Source organism: Bacteroides sp. AR29, assembly GCF_900217715.1.
In the GTDB taxonomy this organism is placed as follows: domain Bacteria; phylum Bacteroidota; class Bacteroidia; order Bacteroidales; family Bacteroidaceae; genus Bacteroides; species Bacteroides uniformis.
The window spans coordinates 87,759-107,980 of record NZ_OBMS01000012.1; the positions used below are offsets into that span (position 1 = coordinate 87,759).

Consider the following 20,222-nt stretch of genomic DNA (forward strand, 5'->3'; position numbering starts at 1 on the left):
AATTTGCATTTAATATATGCAAGGGTATTGTGATTCTTCGGAGTCGCAATACCCTTTTTTTATTCATTTTCACCAATTAGGGTGTGATTTTCTTCGTTGAATACGGCATTTTTAGAAACTATTGTTTATATTTGGGGCAATGAACATTTATCTTACTCGGAATAGCATAGTTATGAAAAGAGTTTTATTGTTTTTTTCGTTTCTTCTATGTGGCTTTATTTTACAAGCTCAGAAAGTGGGGCTTGTACTGAGTGGCGGTGGAGCAAAAGGCATGACTCATATAGGCATTATCCGGGCTTTGGAAGAGAATAATATCCCCATTGATTATATAACCGGAACCTCTATGGGAGCTATCATCGGTTCTCTGTATGCTATGGGGTATTCCCCGGACGATATGGAGGCGCTGTTGCGCTCTCCCGACTTTAAGCGTTGGTATTCGGGCAAAGTGGAGCCTAAATACGAGTATTATTTTAAGAAGAATCGTCCTTCACCGGAATTTTTTAATATCCGTTTTGCTTTTAGGGACTCGCTGCATATAAAGCCCCAGATACTTCCCACAAGCATGGTCAACCCCATACAGATGAACCTGGTATTTGTGGAATTGTTTGCACGTGCTACGGCTGCATGTGGCGGTAATTTCAACAAACTGTTTGTTCCTTTTCGCTGTATAGCATCCGATGTGTACAATAAAAAGCCATTGGTATTGAGTAAAGGGGATTTGGGAGATGCGGTACGTGCTTCCATGAGCTTTCCATTTGTCTTCAAACCGATAGAAATAGACAGTACGCTTGCTTATGATGGCGGCATTTACAATAATTTCCCTACGGATGTGATGCGGGAGGATTTTCATCCGGATGTCATCATTGGCAGTGTGGTGGCGGCAAATCCCGGTAAGCCGAAGGAGAATGACCTGATGAGCCAATTGGAGAATATGATTATGCAGAAGACCGATTATTCCATTCCGGACTCATTGGGCATAGTCATGACCTTCAAGTACGATGATGTCAACCTGCTGGATTTTGACCGTCTGCAGGAATTGCACGATATAGGCTACAACCGTACTCTTAATATGATGGATTCCATCAAAAGCCGTGTTCACCGTAGGGTGAATGCTGATAATGTGCGTTTGAGGCGCCTTGTCTTCCGGAGTAACCTGCCTCAATTCCGTTTTCGGGATATTATTATTGAAGGGGCGAATGCCCAACAGCAAGCCTACATCAAAAAAGAGTTCCATGATGAAGAGCATGAAGTCTTTACTTATGAAGACTTGAAGCGCGGGTATTTTCGTTTGCTGGCAGATAATATGATTTCGGAAATAGTTCCTCATGCTGTGTATGATTCGGAATCCGATTTGTATGAGCTGCATTTGAAGGTGAAGATGGAGGATAATTTTTCCGTGCGTCTGGGGGGCAGTGTCTCTACCACGAGCTCAAATCAAATCTATTTGGGAATAGGATATCAGAACTTGAATTATTATTCCAAGGAAATCACTTTTGACGGTCAGTTGGGTAAGATTTATAATAATGCCCAGTTGATGGGTAAGATTGATTTGCCTACCAACATACCTACGTCCTTTCGTTTTATTGCTTCAATCAGTACCTTCGATTACTACAAGAAGGACAAGCTGTTTTCCAGGAATGACAAACCTTCATTCAATTCAAAGGACGAACGTTTTGTGAAGTTGATGGTTGCCTTGCCGTTTTTGGCCAATAAGCGTGCGGAGTTCAGTCTGGGATATGGCCAACTGGAAGATAACTACTTTCAATCCAGCGTAATAGATTTCGATAAGGACCGTTCGGACAGAAGTACCTACAAACTTTTGGGAGGTTCCATCGGTTTCTATGGGAGCACCCTAAATACGCGGCAATACGCGACAAAAGGTTATCTGGAGAAACTGATAGCCCAGGTATTTACCGGGAGGGAAAGATTTGAACCGGGGAATCCGCAAGAAGGGTACAGTCCTTCTCCGCAAGAGCGGCAATCATGGTTACAAATCTCTTATATGAAAGAGGCATATCACACGATGGGGCCGAAATTCACCCTGGGATGGATGGCAGAAGCACTGTATTCATCGAAGAATTTCTCTGAGAATTATACGGCAACCATGATGCAGGCAGGAGAATTTGCACCGACTCCGCATAGTAAACTGATGTACAATGAAGCTTTTCGTGCCAACCAGTATGTGGCTGCCGGTATCAAACCCATATATGTTTTGAACGACATGTTCCAGTTCCGGACAGAATTTTATGGCTTTACACCGATTTTTCCGATAAAAAAGAATGCATTGAATAAAGCATATTATGGAAAAGCATTCTCCCGCTTTGAGTATATGGGAGAAGTTTCTGTTATTTGTCATTTGCCCTTCGGAGCCATCTCTGCTTATGTAAATCATTATAGCTCACCGAGAAGGGAGTGGAATGTGGGGATGACCATTGGCTGGCAGTTGTTTAATTATCGCTTTGTCGAATAAATTTCTTCAAAAAAAGTTTGTATATCGTTTGCTAATTCGGAAAAAGTACGTATCTTTGCACCCGTTAAACAAAGAGGCCGCGTAGCTCAACTGAATAGAGTAGCTGACTACGGATCAGCCGGTTACAGGTTTGAATCCTGTCGCGGTCACAAGTTTTCATAATTTTTTTAAGGGTCGCGTAGCTCAACTGAATAGAGTAGCTGACTACGGATCAGCCGGTTACAGGTTTGAATCCTGTCGCGATCACAAAGAACCTCCGCAAGAAAACTTGCGGAGGTTCTTTGTTTTTACAGCAATGGCATATAGTTGATGTTCTCCCCTTGTATGGCACTGGCGCGTGTTCTCTATAATGAAACAAACTGTTTCCCTTAACTAAACACTTTGTTTCATTATGGAGAACACTTTGTTTCCCTTGACAGAACACTTTGTTCCATCATATAAAAACAAAGTGTTTTTCTCTGCTGAAACAAAGTGTTCAGTGTTGTGAACTAATAGATTAGCTGAAATAATAGTCTTGTCTTGATTGAGCTAGAGACGTCTTTTTCTCGATTTAACCAGATGTCTTTTTGCTTTATAACGTAATCAGTAGACTGTTTTGGGATTATTGTACTGATAAATATAGTCACATAGGAAAAAAAGAAGGAGTTAATTCCGTGTTTCCACAAAATTAACTCCTTGCATATCTGATATTAATATGTTGTATGCTGGAAATTAATATCCTATAGGGGCGGTATAAGGCCTTAGCATTTGATGTTCAATTCATCCAGAATCTTGCGCATGGCTTCGAAAGTAGTGATTCTGGTCGGCACCAATGGCAGGCGGAGCTTGTTCTCAATCATTCCCATTACATTCAGCATGGCTTTTACTCCGGCAGGGTTGCCGTCTACAAACAGAAGCTTGAATAATTCGGCAAATTTGTGGTGAATGGTCAATGCATTGGCATAGTCCCCTTGCAGTGCCAGACGTACCATACGGCTGAACTCACGTGGGAACGCGTTTCCGATGACCGAGATAATGCCGACGGCCCCCAGGGTAATCAGAGGGAAGGTGATGCCGTCATCGCCCGAAATAACGTCGAAATTGGCCGGTTTGTTTTTGATGATGTCATCCATCTGCGTGATGTCGCCCGAAGCTTCTTTGACGGCTATCACATTCTTGAAATCACGTGCAATGCGCAGGGTTGTTTCTGCCTTCATGTTCACGCCGGTACGACCGGGGACATTATAAAGCACAATCGGCAAATCCGTTGCTTCAGAAATGGCCTTATAATGCTGATATATACCTTCTTGCGATGGCTTGTTGTAATATGGAACGACGGATAGAATGGCATCTACTCCGGTGAAATCGTCATTTTTCAGTGTTTCCACTATGGCCCGGGTGTTGTTTCCACCTACGCCCAGCAGGATAGGAATTCTTCCGTTCACTCGCTCGATGACCATTTTCTTGATTTTCTTTTTCTCTTCTTCAGTCAGAGTCGGAGTTTCTGCCGTGGTGCCGAGCACACATAAAAAGTCGGTATTGTTTTGAAGTTGATAGTCTACCAAACGCATCAACGCATCGTAATCAACGCTTTCATCCTCTTTAAATGGAGTAATCAGCGCTACCCCCATTCCTTTCAATCTTGTCTGTATCATGAGTATTATAAAGTAATCTCTAATTAAATGACTCGCAAAAGTACGAATTTTTTCGATTTACCCTACAAATATAAGCCATAAAAAAGCTTTTTGTGGAAATTTGTTAGGATAGCAATGCCAAAAACTCATCTTCGCTCATAATCTTTACCCCCAGTTTCTGCGCTTTCTCCAGTTTGGCAGGTCCCATATTTTCTCCGGCCAGGATAAAGCTGGTTTTGGAGGAGATACTGCCGACGTTTTTCCCACCGTTCTTTTCAATCATCTCTTTGTATTCGTCCCGTGAGTGGTGGGTGAATACGCCGCTGATGACAATGGACTGGCCCGCCAGTTTGTCGGTGTATCCGCTGAGGTCTTCTTCCGTCCGGTGGAGTTGCAGACCGTTCGATTTCAGCCGTTCCACCAGCTCTTTGTTGGCAGGATTGGAGAAGTAGGTTATAATGCTTTGCGCTATTTTTTCACCGATTTCATCGATGTTTTTCAGCTTTTCGAGGTCTGCGTTTTCCAGCTCTTCGATGTCCGTAAAGGACTTGGCTATTTTCTTGGCAACCGTTTCTCCCACGAAGCGTATGCCCAGTGCAAAGAGCACTCTTTCGAATGGCACTTCTTTACTTGCCGCAATACCGTTGACTATGTTTTCTGCCGATTTTTCGCCCATCCGTTCCAGGTTCTTGATGTCATCGGTTTTGAGCTGGTATAAATCTGCAGTATCCTTTATCAGTCCCAATCGGTAGAACATATCTACTGTTTCAGGTCCCAGTCCGTCTATATTCATGGCTTTGCGGCTGATGAAATGCTCTATTTTCCCTTTAATCTGCGGAGGACAAGCGGTTTCATTGGGGCAATAGTGGGCTGCTTCTCCTTCAAAACGTATCAGTTTGCTGCCGCATTCGGGACAATGGGTGATAAACTTCACTTTTTCACCGATAAGCATACTGCGGGCATCCTTATCGACACCGGTTATTTTGGGGATGATTTCACCGCCTTTTTCCACATACACCATGTCGCCTATATGCAGGTCCAGCCCCTCGATAATATCTGCATTGTGCAGGGAGGCACGTTTCACAATGGTGCCGGACAGTTGTACGGGGGCCAGATTGGCAACCGGAGTGACTGCGCCGGTACGTCCTACTTGGTAGGTAACCCTATTCAAGCGTGTCAGTGCACGTTCTGCCTGGAATTTGTATGCGATGGCCCACCGGGGGGACTTGGCTGTGAATCCCAAATTCTTTTGTTGTCTCAAGCTGTTGACTTTTAGTACAATACCATCAGTAGCTACCGGAAGGTTCTTACGCTCCGTGTCCCAATAATTGATGTATTCGAAGACTTCCTCCAGGCTGTGGGCTTTTCTGGTGTGCTCTGATGTTTTAAATCCCCAGCTGGCGGCGGCTTGCAGATTCTCGTAATGGCCGTCGCAGGGCAATTCCTCTCCCAATAGATAGTAGAGATAAGCATCCAGCTTTCTGGATGCTACGATGGCGGAATTCTGCAACTTCAAGGTACCGGAAGCAGCGTTGCGCGGATTGGCGAAAAGCGGTTCCTCACGTGCTTCCTTTTCCCGGTTCAGTTCTTCGAAAACCACCCAGGGCATCAGGATTTCCCCTCTGATTTCGAATGATTTAGGATAATCCCCATGGAGGACCAGTGGAATCGTTCGGATTGTCTTTACATTGTCCGTCACGTCATCGCCCTTTTCGCCGTCGCCACGGGTGACGGCACGCACCAGTTTGCCATCCTCGTAAGTCAGCGAGATGGAAGTACCGTCATACTTCAGCTCGCAGCAGATTTCAAAATCCTCATTCAACGCTTTCTTTACCCGTTCGTAGAAGTCGGTCACTTCACTTTCGGAATAAGTGTTTCCCAATGAAAGCATGGGATATTTGTGTGCCACTTGTGTGAAGTTCTTATTCAAATCACTTCCTACACGCATCGTGGGCGAATTATCATCTTGGTATTCAGGATGTTCTTTCTCTAAGTCTTGTAGCTCGCGCATCAGGTCGTCAAACTCCTTGTCGGATATTTCAGGAGCATTCAGCACATAATAATTGTAGTTGTGCTGGTGTAATTCCGCACGGAGCCGGTCTATTTTTTCTTTTACAGTCATAGGGTTTCCGGATTGTTTGAACGCAAAAATACGGGTTTCTCCCCGAATATTTGTACTTTTGCAGCTTGAAATAGCTAAAATAAAGTTATATGCGTATTGACATTATCACAGTTTTGCCGGAGATGATTGAGGGATTCTTCAACTGTTCCATTATGAAACGTGCTCAAAATAAAGGGCTTGCAGAGATACATATCCATAATCTTCGTGATTATACGGAAGATAAGTACCGTCGTGTAGACGATTATCCGTTTGGCGGCTTTGCCGGAATGGTCATGAAGATAGAGCCGATAGAGCGGTGTATCAACGCCTTGAAGGCCGAGCGGGATTATGACGAGGTTATCTTTACGACCCCCGATGGTGAGCAGTTCAATCAGCCGATGGCAAATACTCTTTCCCTTGCCCAGAATCTCATCATTCTCTGCGGGCATTTCAAAGGGATAGATTACCGGATTCGCGAGCATCTCATTACCAAGGAAATCAGTATCGGCGACTATGTGTTGACTGGCGGAGAACTGGCGGCGGCTGTCATGGCAGATGCCATCGTCCGTATCATTCCGGGAGTGATTTCCGATGAGCAGTCTGCACTTTCAGATTCTTTTCAGGACAATCTGCTGGCCGCACCGGTCTATACACGTCCCGCTGATTACAATGGATGGAAGGTTCCGGATATTTTACTTTCCGGACATGAGGCCAAGATTAAGGAATGGGAGCTGCAACAGTCGTTGGAAAGGACCCGTAGATTGCGTCCGGATTTGTTGGGAGAGTAAGTTTACTGATGTAAATAAAAAGAAAAAGGACATTCGTCAATGAATGTCCTTTTTTATGAATATATATTGCGAATGGCGATCTCTTGTTATTCTTTATACCTCGAGTGCACCGATAATATCCTTTACAGACTGATAACCGTGTCTGTTAAGATAGTCATTTATTCCTTCTACCACTTTCACTGTAACCGCCGGATCAATGAAGTTTGCCGTACCAATCTGGATGGCGGAGGCACCTGCAAGCATGAATTCCACAGCATCTTTCCAGTTCATGATACCTCCCAAGCCTATGACGGGGATTTTTACCGCTTTGGCTACTTGCCATACCATACGTAAGGCAATGGGTTTCACGGCCGCACCGGACATGCCACCGGTTACAGTGGAGAGTATCGGACGCCTGCGTTCCGCGTCTATAGCCATTCCCAGCAGGGTATTGATGAGGGAAACACTGTCTGCACCGCCATTTTCGGCTGCGCGGGCTATTTCAGTGATGTCGGTAACGTTCGGGGAGAGCTTTACGATAAGTGTCTTTTTGTAAACTGAGCGCACGGCTTTCACCACTTCTTCGGCGCCCTTGGCGGTAACACCGAATGCCATTCCTCCTTGCTTCACGTTGGGGCAAGAGATGTTCAATTCTATGGCAGGAATTTTGTCAAGCTCATTAATGATTGCGGCTGTTTCGGCATAGTCTTCGATGGCAGAACCCGAAACATTCACAATCATGTTGGTCTGAATGTCCTTGATGCGGGGATAGATGTGTTCAACAAAGTAATGAACACCCTTATTTTGCAGTCCCACAGCGTTTAACATACCCGAAGGAGTCTCTGCCATGCGCGGATATGGATTGCCTTCACGTTTGTGAAGAGTGGTTCCCTTTACAATAATACCGCCTATTCGCGATAGTTCGATGAAATCGGCGAATTCTTCACCATATCCGAATGTTCCGGATGCAGTCATCACCGGATTATTCATTTGTAATTCACCAATATTTACACTTAAATCTGCCATAATAGTTTGTTTATATTAAAAACCGGACCTTCTTTACATACGCACAAATGACCTTCCGTGGTATTTTCTACACAGCATAGACAAGCGCCTATGCCACACGCCATCATATTTTCCAAAGATACTTCGCAACTGATGCCTTTACTTTTGGCATACTTTGCTACTGCCATCATCATCGGTTTGGGGCCGCAAGTATATATCTGCTCAAAGTACACCTTATTTAATATGGAGTGTTGTGTTACGTATCCCTTCTCTCCGTGGCTGCCATCTTCGGTGGTGGTATACACCTCGCCATAGGCGGCAAATTGTTCCAATTGAAGCAAATCTTTGTCACTTCTGGCACCCAGCAGGAATGTTGGCTTGCAACCTTTCTTGGCGAGCTGTTCGCCTAAATATAACATAGGAGCTGTACCTACACCTCCACCTACCAATAAGAGCTTGTCTGAGGGCTTTTCAGGCATTGTGAAGCAGTTTCCCAACGGAAGCACTACATTGATTATATCGCCTGCTTTTGCTTCTCCTAATCGCTTGGTTCCGTCGCCTACAAGTTGGATTAAGAACCAGACCTCGTTCCGTTGTCTATCTACATAATTGATGGAGATGGGGCGGCGCAAAAAAGTGGTAGGCGAGCCGTCCACGCGAATCTCTGCAAATTGTCCCGGAAGCATTTCCGGAAGTGGGGATGGAGAAGTCAGCTTCAACAACACGTAGTTGGCATGCAAGCGGAGGTTCTCTGTCACTGTCAGATCTAAAATATACTTTTTCATATCTATAAAGAGGGATGTTTTTCTTTCGGGTGCAAAGATAGTGTAAACCGAGTGCAGAATAAAATGAACCCGTTTCTTTTTTATGCCGGGGCGTTAGTCTATTTCCATTCTCATTCCTTAATTTTCCGATTTGAAAGTCTCGTAGGTATTGTCATCAAAGAAAATTCTTATTTCTGTGATTTTTCTGGGAGGTCTTTCTTTGTAGATAATCTCTTGTTTTACAATCTCTTTAGGCGATTTTAGGGCTGTCTCTAATGCAATTTCCTTGCGATTTTTAGATTCTTCCGGCCCGTTGGACAGATTTTCCGGATTCTCGGCGAATAAAGGATAGTCGAATCCATCGTTTTCGGGTGAATCCGGATTATTACTCATATTACCTTTTCCGGTAAGCAGCCACTCCAAGTTTATGTCGTTGTATCGTTGATGCAATCGGAGAATGACTTCCGTACTTGGATATTTGTTACGCGGACCCAAGATGTGAGAAATGGTGGCTTGGGCCACGCCGATACTCTCGGCAAAAGCTCCTGCTGTCAGTTTCTCCCGGTCCATAACCATTTTGAACCTGTCTTTTATACTCATGGTTTATGTGTTATTACAATTGTACATGTTATTTATTGGATTACAAAAGTAAAAAAACGACATCACAAAAGCAAATTAAAAATGTAATATTTTAAAGTTCACAAATGAAATGCTGTTATTACAATATTCATCATTACAAATGCTATAATACAAATTACGAGTAAAATAGGTGTTTATCGTAAGTTTAATAAAATAATATATTTGTCTAGTTATTAGCATATTATATAGTTGTTTTTTGATGGTAAATGCTGTATTACATTTGTTTGTCGCTCATTTTATATAATATATAATTTAATAATTTGATTAATCGTCGTATGTAATTGATATATATATATTTATTGCTTATAATTATATGGGTTAACCCCTACTCTATTATTTTGTAAACCATCAGTTTGCGATATTAAATATTACTTATTACATTTGTGTTTTCAAGTATAATATTACATATGTTATAATACGTCCGTCATATAGATATTTATGTAATGTATTAAATTCACAATAGTCAATTATCCTAGTTGTGTATTACAACTATTGTACTCTTGAAAAGTGTAACAGATTTCATATATGACGATTTAAAGCTGAATTGCTCCATCTCTTCTTTTTACTAAAGGAGAAAAGATGTGACATAAATAAGAAAATAAGATGCTTTATTTATTTTCTAGTCTTCAAGACTTAAATCCTTGCTTTATTTCTGTATAATTGGTCGATTCGTTATAAAAACACGATTCTCAGAGCTTATAAATGAACGTAATTTGCTGTAAATATGATTATTATCTCCTATTTTACTGTCTATGCTAAGGACCGAAATAGAAAAAGGGGGATAAATCCCCCTAAAAATGACATAATGATATCAAATCAGTCTGTTTTATGCTTTTTCCCCTTTTATGGAAAAGGATGCTGTATGGAAGTTAATGTAGAATCTTAAAGACCAATTCCCGGAGGATATCTCCATCGCTTAGGGAGGAATTTCCTACTCCTTTGGATTTGGCATCTGCATATCGAATTTCTCCGATTATCTGCATGGTCTTTACTCCGCTGTAACGGCGCATGGCACTTAGGTATTCGCGCGACTGCCAGGGAGTCTTTAATCCTATGAAACTGGCAATACCCTGCTCCGTCTTTTCGGGTGCATAATAAGCCAACATCAAGTTGGAGAAGAAGCCGAAAAGTAAAGATAAAGTCATCTGGATAGGGTTTGTTTTCGGATTTTCTTCAAAATATTTTATTATTTTATTGGCCTTTAGTATGTCTTTTTCTACAATGGCACTGCGAAGTTCAAAGTTATTATAATCCTTACTGATTCCGATGTTACGTTCTATCTGTTCGGGGGTGACGCGTGTCTGACCTTTTGGAAGAGTTATAATCAGTTTTTCCAGTTCTCCTGTAAGGCGGCTGAGGTCCGTACCTACGAAATCGGCAAGCATGGAGGTGGCTTTAGGATCCAAGTCTACACCTTTGCGCTTCATGTATGAGGTGATGAATGCCGGTAACTGGGCATCCTTCACCTTCTTGGATTCGAATAGAACTCCCACCTTCTCTATTTCGGCCGCCAGCTTCTTTCTTCTGTCCAGCACCCCATGTTTGTGGCATAGAACAAGAATGGTGGAGTTCAACGGTTTTTGCAGGTAGTATGAAAGCTCCTCCATGTTGCGGATGGCCTGCGCTTCCTTTACGACTACGACCTGGCGTTCGGACATCATCGGATAGCGCTTGGCCGCATTGATGACAGTGGCTATATCGACATCTGCACCGTAGACTACGGTCAGGTTGAATTCCTTTTCGGTGTCAGTGAGAACGTTGTCTACAATATAGTCGGAGATGAGGTCTATGTAATACGATTCCTCGCCCATGAGATAGTAGACGGGGCGGTATTGCTTGGCTCTCAACTCTTTTAGAATATCATCACAGGTTGTTTCTTGTTTTGCCATATAATAAAGTAAATGCTATACGAGGGGATGTCCCGTAACGGATTACCAGTCGAACTTCAAGTGTTTTACGGTTTTCTTTTCATCAATAATCATGCGCAAGGATGCGATGCCGATTTCAACATGCTCCTTTACATAATTCTGGGTCACCAGATTGTCGCTTTTATCGGTTTTTACACCTTCCGGAATCATCGGTTGGTCTGAAACCAGCAGAAGGGCTCCCGTGGGAATATGATTGGCAAAACCGCAGCTGAATAGGGTTGCTGTTTCCATATCGACAGCCATGGCACGGGTTTTCTTCAGATATTCTTTGAATTCCTCGTCATGTTCCCAAATGCGGCGGTTGGTGGTGTATACGGTACCGGTCCAGTAGTCACGGGCATAATCGCGGATGGCAGAAGAAACGGCACGTTGCAGCATAAATGCCGGGAGTGACGGGACTTCAGGTGGGAAGTAGTCGTTGGAGGTACCCTCGCCACGGATGGCGGCAATGGGAAGGATGAGGTCCCCTATTCTATTTTTCTTGTCTATACCGCCGCACTTACCCAGAAACAGACATGCCTTGGGCCTGATAGCACTCAGCAAGTCCATGATAATGGCGGCATTAGGACTTCCCATACCAAAATTAATGATGGTCATTCCTTCTGCACTGGCAGATATCATGTTGGCATCTTTACCGAGAATGGGAACATTGAACTTTTCTGCGAAAATCTCTACGTACTTGTTGAAGTTGGTCAACAGAATGTACTCTCCAAAATCCTCCAGGTTACGCTTTGTGTAACGGGGCAGCCAATTGGCTACGATTTCTTCTTTTGTTTTCATAAGATTTCATTAAATTTGTGTTCCCAAAAGACGGGAACCATTATTTAACTTACAAATGTAGTAAATGTTATCGTTAAACCTACCAGCATTCGATGCTAAAATTGCCGCAAGGAACGGAAAAAATGTTATTTTCGATATAATCCGTCGTCGTTATGTCGCCTTGACCCCTGAAGAATGGGTGCGGCAGCACTTCGTCCACTTTCTTCTTGCTCACAAGGGGTATCCGCAGGCGCTTATGGCAAATGAGGTGCAGGTACAGCTGAACGGTACAAAGAAACGCTGTGATACAGTGCTCTATCGGCGCGACCTTACCGCCCGGATGATTGTGGAATACAAGGCACCTGAAATAGAAATCACCCAAAAGGTTTTCGACCAGATTACCCGCTACAACATGGTGCTGAAAGTGGATTATCTGATTGTCAGCAACGGGCTTCAGCATTATTGTTGCCGCATAGATTACGAGCACAACAGCTATACTTTTCTGCAGGATATACCCGAGTATCAAAACTTATAGGAGGAGCTACCAATAGCCCCCTTGCCTCTCTCATCTCATCGCATCATATACCATGCGTGATATGCGGGCGATGATGTTCGCATTGTCCTCATCTGTCTCGTATGAGTCCATGACGAAGGCGGCAATGTAGTATTTCCGGCCGTCGGGAAGGATAACGAGGCCGGCATCATTATCTGCAGTTTTCATACCGTCGGCATTGCGGTCGGAAGAGCCGGTCTTGTGTCCTACCACGGTTTTGGCTGGCAACATACCTTTCAGTTTGTTGGCACCGGTTTCAGTATCTATCATGGTCTGCCACAAGAAGTCTTTCAGCTCCTTGTTGGAGAACAACTCTTTTTCATCGGCCGTTCTCAGTAGTCGGGCCATAGCGGAAGGAGTACTCCAGTTGCGGTATACAGCCTCGAAGCTGGAGTGCATGCCGTCTTCTGTTTCCGAGAGGTTGAAGGAGTCGATACTCAACCGGTGGATATAGTCATTGATATGTTTGATGCCTCCTGCATATTCTATCAAGATATCGCAGGCATTGTTGTCGCTTTGGGAAATGCTGTATTGCATCAGTTCCCTAAGCGTAATCGTGAAATCCTGGTCGGGAAACTTCTTCCGCAGGGGGCTGTAGGTATTGGGCAGCATTTGGGATGCCTTTATGGAAACAATGCTGTCCAGACTGATACTTTGCTTATCCATCTTGTCCAGTACGGCCAGTGCCACATGGAATTTGAATACACTGAGCAAGGGGAAGTGTACATGGTCGTTATACCGGAGCATGTCTCCTTTGTCTGTCCATACGGCTATACCAACGGTGGCTTTCTTGCCATTGAGCAGACTGTCAATCCGGTTTTTAAGTTCAGACATTTGCTGCGCCCGGACGACGGTAGCTATACAAGTGAATAAGGTAAGTATGGCGATGAAATATGCTTTCATAACTTCAATTTCTTTAAGAGGCAATTCGCACGCAAAGATACAACTTTTAGCAGCAAGTTGCTAAAATGAGTTATGGATTATGGGCTATAAGTGTGATAGCTTATAACCATAATCCATAACTTGTAGCTCATCCTCCCTATTGTTTCTTACTGAACTTCTCTTGCAACTTCTGCATCAATTCGTAGAAATTAGGAATATAGACCGTGGCAAGCAAGGTATTCAGTGCCATACCGAACACTACGGCGGCTCCCAGTGCAATACGGCTTCCCGCCCCTGCTCCGGTTGCAAAAAGCAGCGGCATAACCCCGAATACGAATGCAAGCGATGTCATCAGAATAGGTCGCAGGCGGATATGTCCGGCCTGGAATGCCGCATCGCGGATTGAATTGCCTTGTGCACGAAAGTCACGTGCAAACTCCACAATCAGAATACCGTTTTTGGCAGACAAGGCGACAAGCAGAATGATTCCAATTTGTGTGTAGATGCTGACCGGAGTCCCCATGACATAGCATCCCAGCATGGCACCGAGCAGTGCAACCGGAAGTCCCATTACGGCAGCTACCGGACTGGTCCAGCTTTCGTATTGTGCGGCGAGTACAAGGAAGGCAACCAGCAGTGCCATGACGAATACGACAGTCGTCGTGGTTCCCGCCTGCGTCTCCTGATAGGCTACCGAAGTCCATTCATAGCCAAACTCGTCTCCGAGATGCTCTTTGATTAGACTTTCCATTTGCCGGATACCCTCTCCCGAACTACTGCCCGGAGCCACATTGCAGGTCACGGCTGCTGTGGAGTACATGTTATATCTGTTTATCTGGTCCATGCCTAACTGCTCTTCCACCCGGGTGAAGGAAGAGAAAGGTACCATTTCTCCCGATGCATTGGGAACGCTCAATTTCAGAACATCGTCGATGACACGCTGGGCACGGTCGCCCGCCCCCAATTTCACTTGGTAGATGTGTCCGAACTGTACATAGTCGTTGACGTAGGCCTCCCCCATATAGTAACCCAAGGCGGTGAATACACTGTTCAGCGGGATACCCATCAACTGTACCTTGTCGCGGTCTATATTCAAAAAATATTGCGGTACATTGGCTTGGTACTGGCTGCTGACCGATGCCAGTGCCGGATAATTGCGGTAATGCTCCATCAAGGTCTCTACAGCACGCTGCATCTCGGTGGCGCCGAGGTTGTGGCGGTCTTCCAATTGGAGTTGCAGGCCTCCGGTAGCTCCCAGTCCGGGGATGGCAGGCGGGACCATGGCAAATATCTCTGCTTCCTGGATGCCATATACTTCCATATTGAAGCGCTGTACTACGGCTTCAGCCGTATGTTCCTTTCCCTTGCGTTCATTCCAGTTTTTCAGTACGATGAAGTAAGTGGCCGCATTGCTTTGCTCTCCACCTCCCATCACGGAGAAGCCGGATATGCCGATGTAGTCCTTTATTTCGGGGTAAGAATCGAGAATCTTATTTATCTGCTTTCCTACGGCTTGGGTGCGCTCCAGGCTCGATGCAGGGGGAAGCTGTACCACTGCGAGGAAATAGCCGTCATCTTCTTCCGGAACAAATGTGGACGGCCATTTGACAAACAGCAGGACAGCAATCAATGTGAAAACCGCATATGAAACGATGGAAGCGACAGGGCGTTGGAGCAGGTACTCCACTATCCGGTCGTAGACTCCTTGTGTCTTGTCGTACAGATGGTTGAACCCCCGATATAGGGGATTTTTGGAAGGCCGGGTAGGTTGCAGCATCAAGGCACAGAGTGCCGGAGTAAGGGTCAGTGAGTTGAATCCGCTAAGTACGGTGCTGGCTGCAATGGTCAAGGCAAACTGTTTATACAGTTGTCCTGATATGCCGCTGACGAGTGTTGTCGGGATAAATACGGCAAGCAGCACCAGCACTACCCCGACAATGGGTCCGGTAATCTCTCCCATCGCTTCGGTCACAGCCTGGCGGGAGGTGTAGCGCCCCGTGTCCAGCAGACGCGTGGAGTTCTCCACCACCACAATGGCATCATCCACCACGATGGCCACGGCAAGTATCAGTCCGAATAGTGTCAGCGTATTGATGGAGAAGCCGAACAAGGACATGACGGCCAGTGTGCCGATGAGTGATACCGGAATAGTGATGCAGGGAATGACGACCGCCCGCCAGTTCTGCAGGAACAGGAAGATGACGAGAACTACCAGCAGGGTTGTTTCAAGGAACGTCACCATCACTTCGTCTATGGAAGTATGAATGACATCCGTAGTGTCCAGGGTTACATTGTATTGTATGCCTGCAGGGAAATTTTGCGAGAGTTCCTGCATTTTTGCCTTTACTCCTTTGGAAACGTCCAGCGAGTTGCTGCCAGGTTGCTGATAGATAGCGATGGCAGCGGTGGGTTTCCCGTCCAGTTGGGATACTACGCTGTAAGAGGCCGAGCCTAGGTCGATGTGCGCCACGTCGCGCAGACGGAGTATCTTCCCTCCGGCTTCGGTACGCAGGATGATGTTGCCGAACTCTTCGGGCGAGGTAAGGCGCCCTTTTACGGTCAGGCTGTATTGATAGGCATTTTTATTGTCTGTGCCGATGGGTTGCCCTACGTTACCTGCGCTGACTTCCACATTCTGTGATTGGATGGCTTGGTATACATCGGCCGGCGAAAGATAGCGGATGCGCATGGCGGCAGGGTCGAGCCAGATACGCATGGAGTAGTCCCCTGCTCCCATCACATTGACGGCACCCACACCGGGCACACGCGTCAGTTGGTCCACAAGATTCAGCTTGGCATAGTTGCTGAGGTAAAGTCCGTCGTAGTCTTTGCTGTCCGACGTCATCGTGAGGAACATCACGATGTTCGATGACTGTTTCTGCACCGTGACACCTTGTACCACAACGGGAGTAGGCAGTGACGACTGGGCCACGCTGACCCGGTTCTGAACTTGTACGGTAGCCATATCAATGTCCGTGCCTACGGCAAAAGTAATGGTAAGCGAGTAAGCGCCCGATGAGCTGGAGTTGGAGGACATATAAAGCATTCCGTCCACTCCGTTGACTTGCTGCTCGATGGGAATGCCGACGGTTTGTGCTACCGTCTGCGCATTGGCTCCGGGATATACGGCACTGACCTGCACGGTGGGTGGTGTGATGTCCGGATATTGGGCAATGGGCAGGATACCCAGTGTGACCAGTCCTGCTACGACGATGAGCAGCGCCAATACGGTAGCAAAGATAGGACGGTCTATGAAGAATTTTGAAAACATAGGCTTTGGTATTAATCAATTCATATTAGTTGTCGATGGGATGTACTTTCATTCCATCCCTTACCTTCATCAGCGCTTTGGTGACGTAGCGTTCCCGGGGAGTGATGCCTGCCCTTATCTGGCGTAGGCTGTCCCCTATCAGTTGTCCGGTTTCTATATGGCGGTAGCGCACTATATTCGAATCGTTGACTACGTATATGTATTTCCCCAGCTGGTCGGTGCCGATGGAGGCATCCGGCAGCAGGATGGCCTGCTGTTGCTCTCCGTAGGGCAAGATGATGCTGACGTAGAGGCCGCTTTTCAGAAGTCCTTTAGGATTGTCGAGACGGGCGCGGATGTTCAGAGTTCCGGTGTTCAAGTCTACGTTGGGCGAAAGATAATCCAGTTGTGCAGGATAAGTGAGAAGCCCGTCTTTGCCCAGGCTGACGGTTACTTGCCGGGGAATGCTGTCCCCTTGCTGCATCAGCATGGAGAGCCATTGGTTGTCTGCTACATTGAAGTACGTGTACAAATGGTCGTCTTTGTAGATGGTTGCCAGTGTGACGGGCTGCACGCTGCCGCCTACATAGCCTCCGGCATCCACCAGGTTACGGCTTACGGTGCCGTCGAAGGGGGCACGGACGGTGCAGTAGCTCAGATTGGTGCGTGCCGTGTTCAGGGCTGCTTCCGCATTGCTCACTGCAGCCTGCGAGGTTGCCACGTCGGATTGTGCTTGCAGCACTTGTATACGGCTTACAGCATCGCTTTTCACGGCCTCCTGCATACGTGTGTAGTTGTTTTGGGCGTATTCCAGGTTGGCGCGGGCAGTGTTGAGTTCTGCTTCTGCCTGCCGCACATTGTCTTGATAGACTGTCGGTTCGATGACAAAAAGCACTTGTCCCTGGCGTACCCGGCTGCCGGGAGCGTAAGAGATGGTCTGTAAGGTTCCGCTGACTCTGCCTACCAGGTCTACGGTCTTTTCAGAAGTCAGGTAGCCCGGATATTCTTTTGTCAGCGTGATGTTCTGCACTGTCGGACGGGCCACGCTTATCTCGGGAATGGGCATCGTTTGTGCCGTTTCTTTCCTTCCCCCGCATCCCGTTGCCAGCAATGGCAGGATGAGCAGGGTGATGTACATTTGATTTTTCATATACGGTTCGGTTTAGTTTATATTCTTATTTCTGATTCATTTCATATCCGCCTCCCAATGCCTGGTATAAGGCTATCAGATGCAGCAAGGAGCTGCCTTGTGCCTGCACCAGTTGATTTTCGTATGTCAGGAGTGAGCGTAGTGCGTCCAGTACGTTCTGGAAGGGAGTAAGCCCTTGTTTGTACAAATCGAGGGAGAGCTTTAGCGTTTCTTCTCCCTGGTTGCATACTTCGCGCATGGCAACAATCTGTTGGATGGAGTTGCGGTAGGAGTTCATGGCATTATCTGTTTCCTGCACGGCGGTAAGCACTGTCTGGTTGAACTGGTGAATGGATTCATCGAGCTGGGCACGTGCCAGACGGGTAGCGTTCACCAGTTTGGTACCGCTGAATAAGGTCCAGCTGATGCTTGGAGCAATTTCAAATGTCATACTGTTCCGTTTAGTCAAGTCCTTCAAGTCATGGGAGGAATAGCCGATGGAACCTTTCAGGAACACTTGCGGCAGCCAGTCACTTTGGGATGCGCCAAGTGTTGCCGCCTGCGCGTTGACTTGGCGTTCGGCTTGCCGTATATCGGGGCGGCGGAGCAGCAGGTCGGCAGGAATACCGATGCCTATGGGTTCCATATAGTCGGGCAGTTTGCCGGGCTTCTCCAATATGGGGCGGATATGCTGGGGGTAAGTACCGAGTAAGATTGCGAGTGTCGTGATGTATTGATTGATGCCTGCCTCCAGTTGTGGGATGGAGGCTTTGGTACTGTAATATACGGATTTGGCTTGCGAGACGTCCAGCTTGGATACCAGTCCGGTTTTGTAGCGTACTTCGGTGATGTTGAGTACGGCTGCCTGGGTATGGCAATTGTGGGTCACTACACTTAGTTCTTGCTGCAGTTCGCGGAGTCCGATGTAGGCAGAGGCTATCTGGGCACAGAGGGAAATCATGACGGAGGTATATTCCTCCTTGCTTGTCATGAAGGTTTCCCGCTGTGCCTTTACCCGTTGGCGGATACTTCCGAATACGTCCAGTTCCCAACTGGCGTTGAGCGAGGTGCTGTATGCACCGGTAATGGATTGCGGAAGTGCGTTGACATTGCTGCTGCTTTGCTGCCGTGCCCATCCTCCGTCCAATGAGATGGAAGGGAAAAAGCCGCCGCGTTCTATCCGCAGGTTGGCTTTGGCCATATCCATACGGTCCATGGCAGAAAGTACGGAATAGTTTTGAGTGGAGGCTACTGTAATCAGTGAATCCAGCATCGGGTCATCGAATGCTTTCCACCACTTGTCGTCAATGGGTGGTATCTGTCCGCTGAACAGATTGTCATCTCCGGGAATGGCATGGGAGGCGTCCTTTCCCCAGCCTTGTGGGAGTGGTTTCTCAAGATAGCGGTTGGCTTTCTGTGCCATAGCCGCAGGACATAGGCATAATATGAGCAACGCAGTGCTCCAAACTTTTATATTCATAAATAAAGGTTTAGGTGGTTATCTTTTTATGGGATTGATAACAACCTAAACCTTTATTTGTTTATGAGTATTTACTCGGTATACCCGAGTATCTTAGAAGGCATACCCGAAACCCACATTCAAGTAGATGGGATACATGGCAAAGGTAATTGTATTGAAATCTTTCTTGAAAATATCATTCAATCCCCATGTAAGGTCGGCAAATACACTCAGATGTTTGAAGGCACGCCAGTCTACACCAGCTTGCACGCCCCAGGCAAACTTGCGCAAATCATCCGAAAAGTCGTAAGTGGCAATGGCACCGTCGGAGAAGTTGACTTTCTTTCCGGTAGGATTACCTTCACGCAGATAACCTTCATATACATATCCGGAGAATTCCTCATCCATCAGGTAGGATACATATGCACCTGCTTTGGCTCGCAATCGTGAGTTGACTTTATATGCTCCAAGTACGGGGACAGTAATGTAGGCATTGCGTACTTTGGTTTTTACTCCTCCCGTCCAGTTACCTTTCAAGCGGTTACCGTCATTTCCTATGATTTCCATGCCATAGTTCTTTACTGTCGCTTTGGTAATCATATTTTTGGTTTCCAGTCTTACACCGGTTATTACTCCCCATTTTTTAGTTTTTCCCAACCACTTGATGGCATTTCCTTCCAGCATAAGAGCTAAAGTAGGATTGTAGGCATCGATACTCCGTATTTCTACGGGCAATGGAAGCGGAGAAGTACCACCGATGCTGACACCGGCTCTTATCTCATATTCCCATCCGTGCAGGGCAGCGTTTATAAGCGTACGATTCTGATTCTCTTGAGCGTATATGGCAGTTTGCATACAACCTACCAATGCGATGAATGCTAATATTTTCTTTATCATGTTGTA

At 46.1% G+C, this 20,222-nt stretch carries 15 protein-coding genes and 2 tRNA genes; 5 read left to right on the forward strand and 12 right to left on the reverse strand.

Annotation, left to right across the window (positions count from 1 at the left end; all coding sequences use genetic code 11):
- Positions 1–172 precede the first annotated feature (172 nt).
- From CSD97_RS09775 to CSD97_RS09785, 3 genes are all read left to right on the forward strand, one after another.
- A complete protein-coding gene (locus tag CSD97_RS09775) occupies positions 173–2,470 on the forward strand; it encodes a patatin-like phospholipase family protein (RefSeq protein WP_057097898.1) in 2,298 nt (765 codons plus the stop codon).
- Between the two features lie 75 nt (positions 2,471–2,545).
- A tRNA-Arg gene (locus tag CSD97_RS09780) sits at positions 2,546–2,619 on the forward strand.
- 23 nt (positions 2,620–2,642) lie between these two features.
- Positions 2,643–2,716, forward strand: a tRNA-Arg gene (locus CSD97_RS09785).
- A gap of 494 nt (positions 2,717–3,210) precedes the next feature.
- Here the strand turns inward: CSD97_RS09785 and dapA are convergent.
- Positions 3,211–4,104, reverse strand: a complete 894-nt coding sequence (dapA, locus tag CSD97_RS09790) for a 4-hydroxy-tetrahydrodipicolinate synthase (RefSeq protein ID WP_005827769.1) — start codon at positions 4,102–4,104, stop codon at positions 3,211–3,213.
- Positions 4,105–4,207: 103 nt separating this feature from the next.
- Positions 4,208–6,205, reverse strand: a complete 1,998-nt coding sequence (ligA, locus tag CSD97_RS09795; protein WP_098032335.1) for an NAD-dependent DNA ligase LigA — start codon at positions 6,203–6,205, stop codon at positions 4,208–4,210.
- Positions 6,206–6,294: 89 nt separating this feature from the next.
- Here ligA and trmD point away from each other — a divergent pair, with 89 nt between their 5' ends.
- The gene (gene trmD, locus CSD97_RS09800; protein ID WP_005837186.1) at positions 6,295–6,972 is read left to right on the forward strand and encodes a tRNA (guanosine(37)-N1)-methyltransferase TrmD; all 678 of its coding nucleotides are present in this window, start codon (positions 6,295–6,297) and stop codon (positions 6,970–6,972) included.
- 93 nt (positions 6,973–7,065) lie between these two features.
- On the opposite strand, the gene CSD97_RS09805 is transcribed toward trmD, so the two are convergent.
- The 5 genes from CSD97_RS09805 to CSD97_RS09825 all read right to left on the reverse strand — a co-directional run bounded on the left by CSD97_RS09805 (position 7,066) and on the right by CSD97_RS09825 (position 12,067).
- Complete coding sequence (locus tag CSD97_RS09805) at positions 7,066–7,977, reverse strand: dihydroorotate dehydrogenase (RefSeq protein ID WP_005827775.1); 912 nt, start codon at positions 7,975–7,977, stop codon at positions 7,066–7,068.
- On the reverse strand, positions 7,965–8,741 hold the full coding sequence (locus tag CSD97_RS09810) for a dihydroorotate dehydrogenase electron transfer subunit (protein WP_098032336.1): 777 nt from the start codon (positions 8,739–8,741) through the stop codon (positions 7,965–7,967). Before CSD97_RS09810 ends, CSD97_RS09805 begins: the two co-directional genes overlap by 13 nt.
- A gap of 117 nt (positions 8,742–8,858) precedes the next feature.
- On the reverse strand, positions 8,859–9,320 hold the full coding sequence (locus CSD97_RS09815) for a helix-turn-helix transcriptional regulator (protein WP_098032337.1): 462 nt from the start codon (positions 9,318–9,320) through the stop codon (positions 8,859–8,861).
- Between the two features lie 908 nt (positions 9,321–10,228).
- The gene (gene holA, locus CSD97_RS09820) at positions 10,229–11,248 is read right to left on the reverse strand and encodes a DNA polymerase III subunit delta (protein ID WP_005837183.1); all 1,020 of its coding nucleotides are present in this window, start codon (positions 11,246–11,248) and stop codon (positions 10,229–10,231) included.
- Between the two features lie 42 nt (positions 11,249–11,290).
- The gene (locus tag CSD97_RS09825) at positions 11,291–12,067 is read right to left on the reverse strand and encodes an AMP nucleosidase (RefSeq protein WP_005837181.1); all 777 of its coding nucleotides are present in this window, start codon (positions 12,065–12,067) and stop codon (positions 11,291–11,293) included.
- Positions 12,068–12,131: 64 nt separating this feature from the next.
- Here CSD97_RS09825 and CSD97_RS09830 point away from each other — a divergent pair, with 64 nt between their 5' ends.
- Positions 12,132–12,581: a type I restriction enzyme HsdR N-terminal domain-containing protein gene (locus CSD97_RS09830; RefSeq protein WP_044467574.1), complete on the forward strand. Its 450-nt coding sequence runs from the start codon at positions 12,132–12,134 to the stop codon at positions 12,579–12,581.
- Between the two features lie 30 nt (positions 12,582–12,611).
- Here the strand turns inward: CSD97_RS09830 and CSD97_RS09835 are convergent, their stop codons facing one another.
- From CSD97_RS09835 to CSD97_RS09855, 5 genes are all read right to left on the reverse strand, one after another.
- Positions 12,612–13,502 carry a CblA family class A beta-lactamase gene (locus CSD97_RS09835; RefSeq protein WP_005837179.1) on the reverse strand — a complete coding sequence of 297 codons (891 nt, stop codon included), beginning with the start codon at positions 13,500–13,502 and terminating at the stop codon, positions 12,612–12,614.
- A gap of 136 nt (positions 13,503–13,638) precedes the next feature.
- Entirely contained in the window at positions 13,639–16,752 is a 3,114-nt protein-coding gene (locus CSD97_RS09840) for a multidrug efflux RND transporter permease subunit (protein WP_098032338.1), read from the reverse strand.
- Positions 16,753–16,777: 25 nt separating this feature from the next.
- Positions 16,778–17,881 carry an efflux RND transporter periplasmic adaptor subunit gene (locus CSD97_RS09845; protein WP_098032339.1) on the reverse strand — a complete coding sequence of 368 codons (1,104 nt, stop codon included), beginning with the start codon at positions 17,879–17,881 and terminating at the stop codon, positions 16,778–16,780.
- A gap of 25 nt (positions 17,882–17,906) precedes the next feature.
- Positions 17,907–19,340, reverse strand: a complete 1,434-nt coding sequence (locus CSD97_RS09850; RefSeq protein ID WP_098032340.1) for an efflux transporter outer membrane subunit — start codon at positions 19,338–19,340, stop codon at positions 17,907–17,909.
- Positions 19,341–19,433: 93 nt separating this feature from the next.
- Entirely contained in the window at positions 19,434–20,216 is a 783-nt protein-coding gene (locus CSD97_RS09855; RefSeq protein ID WP_098032345.1) for a porin family protein, read from the reverse strand.
- Positions 20,217–20,222: the final 6 nt, after the last annotated feature.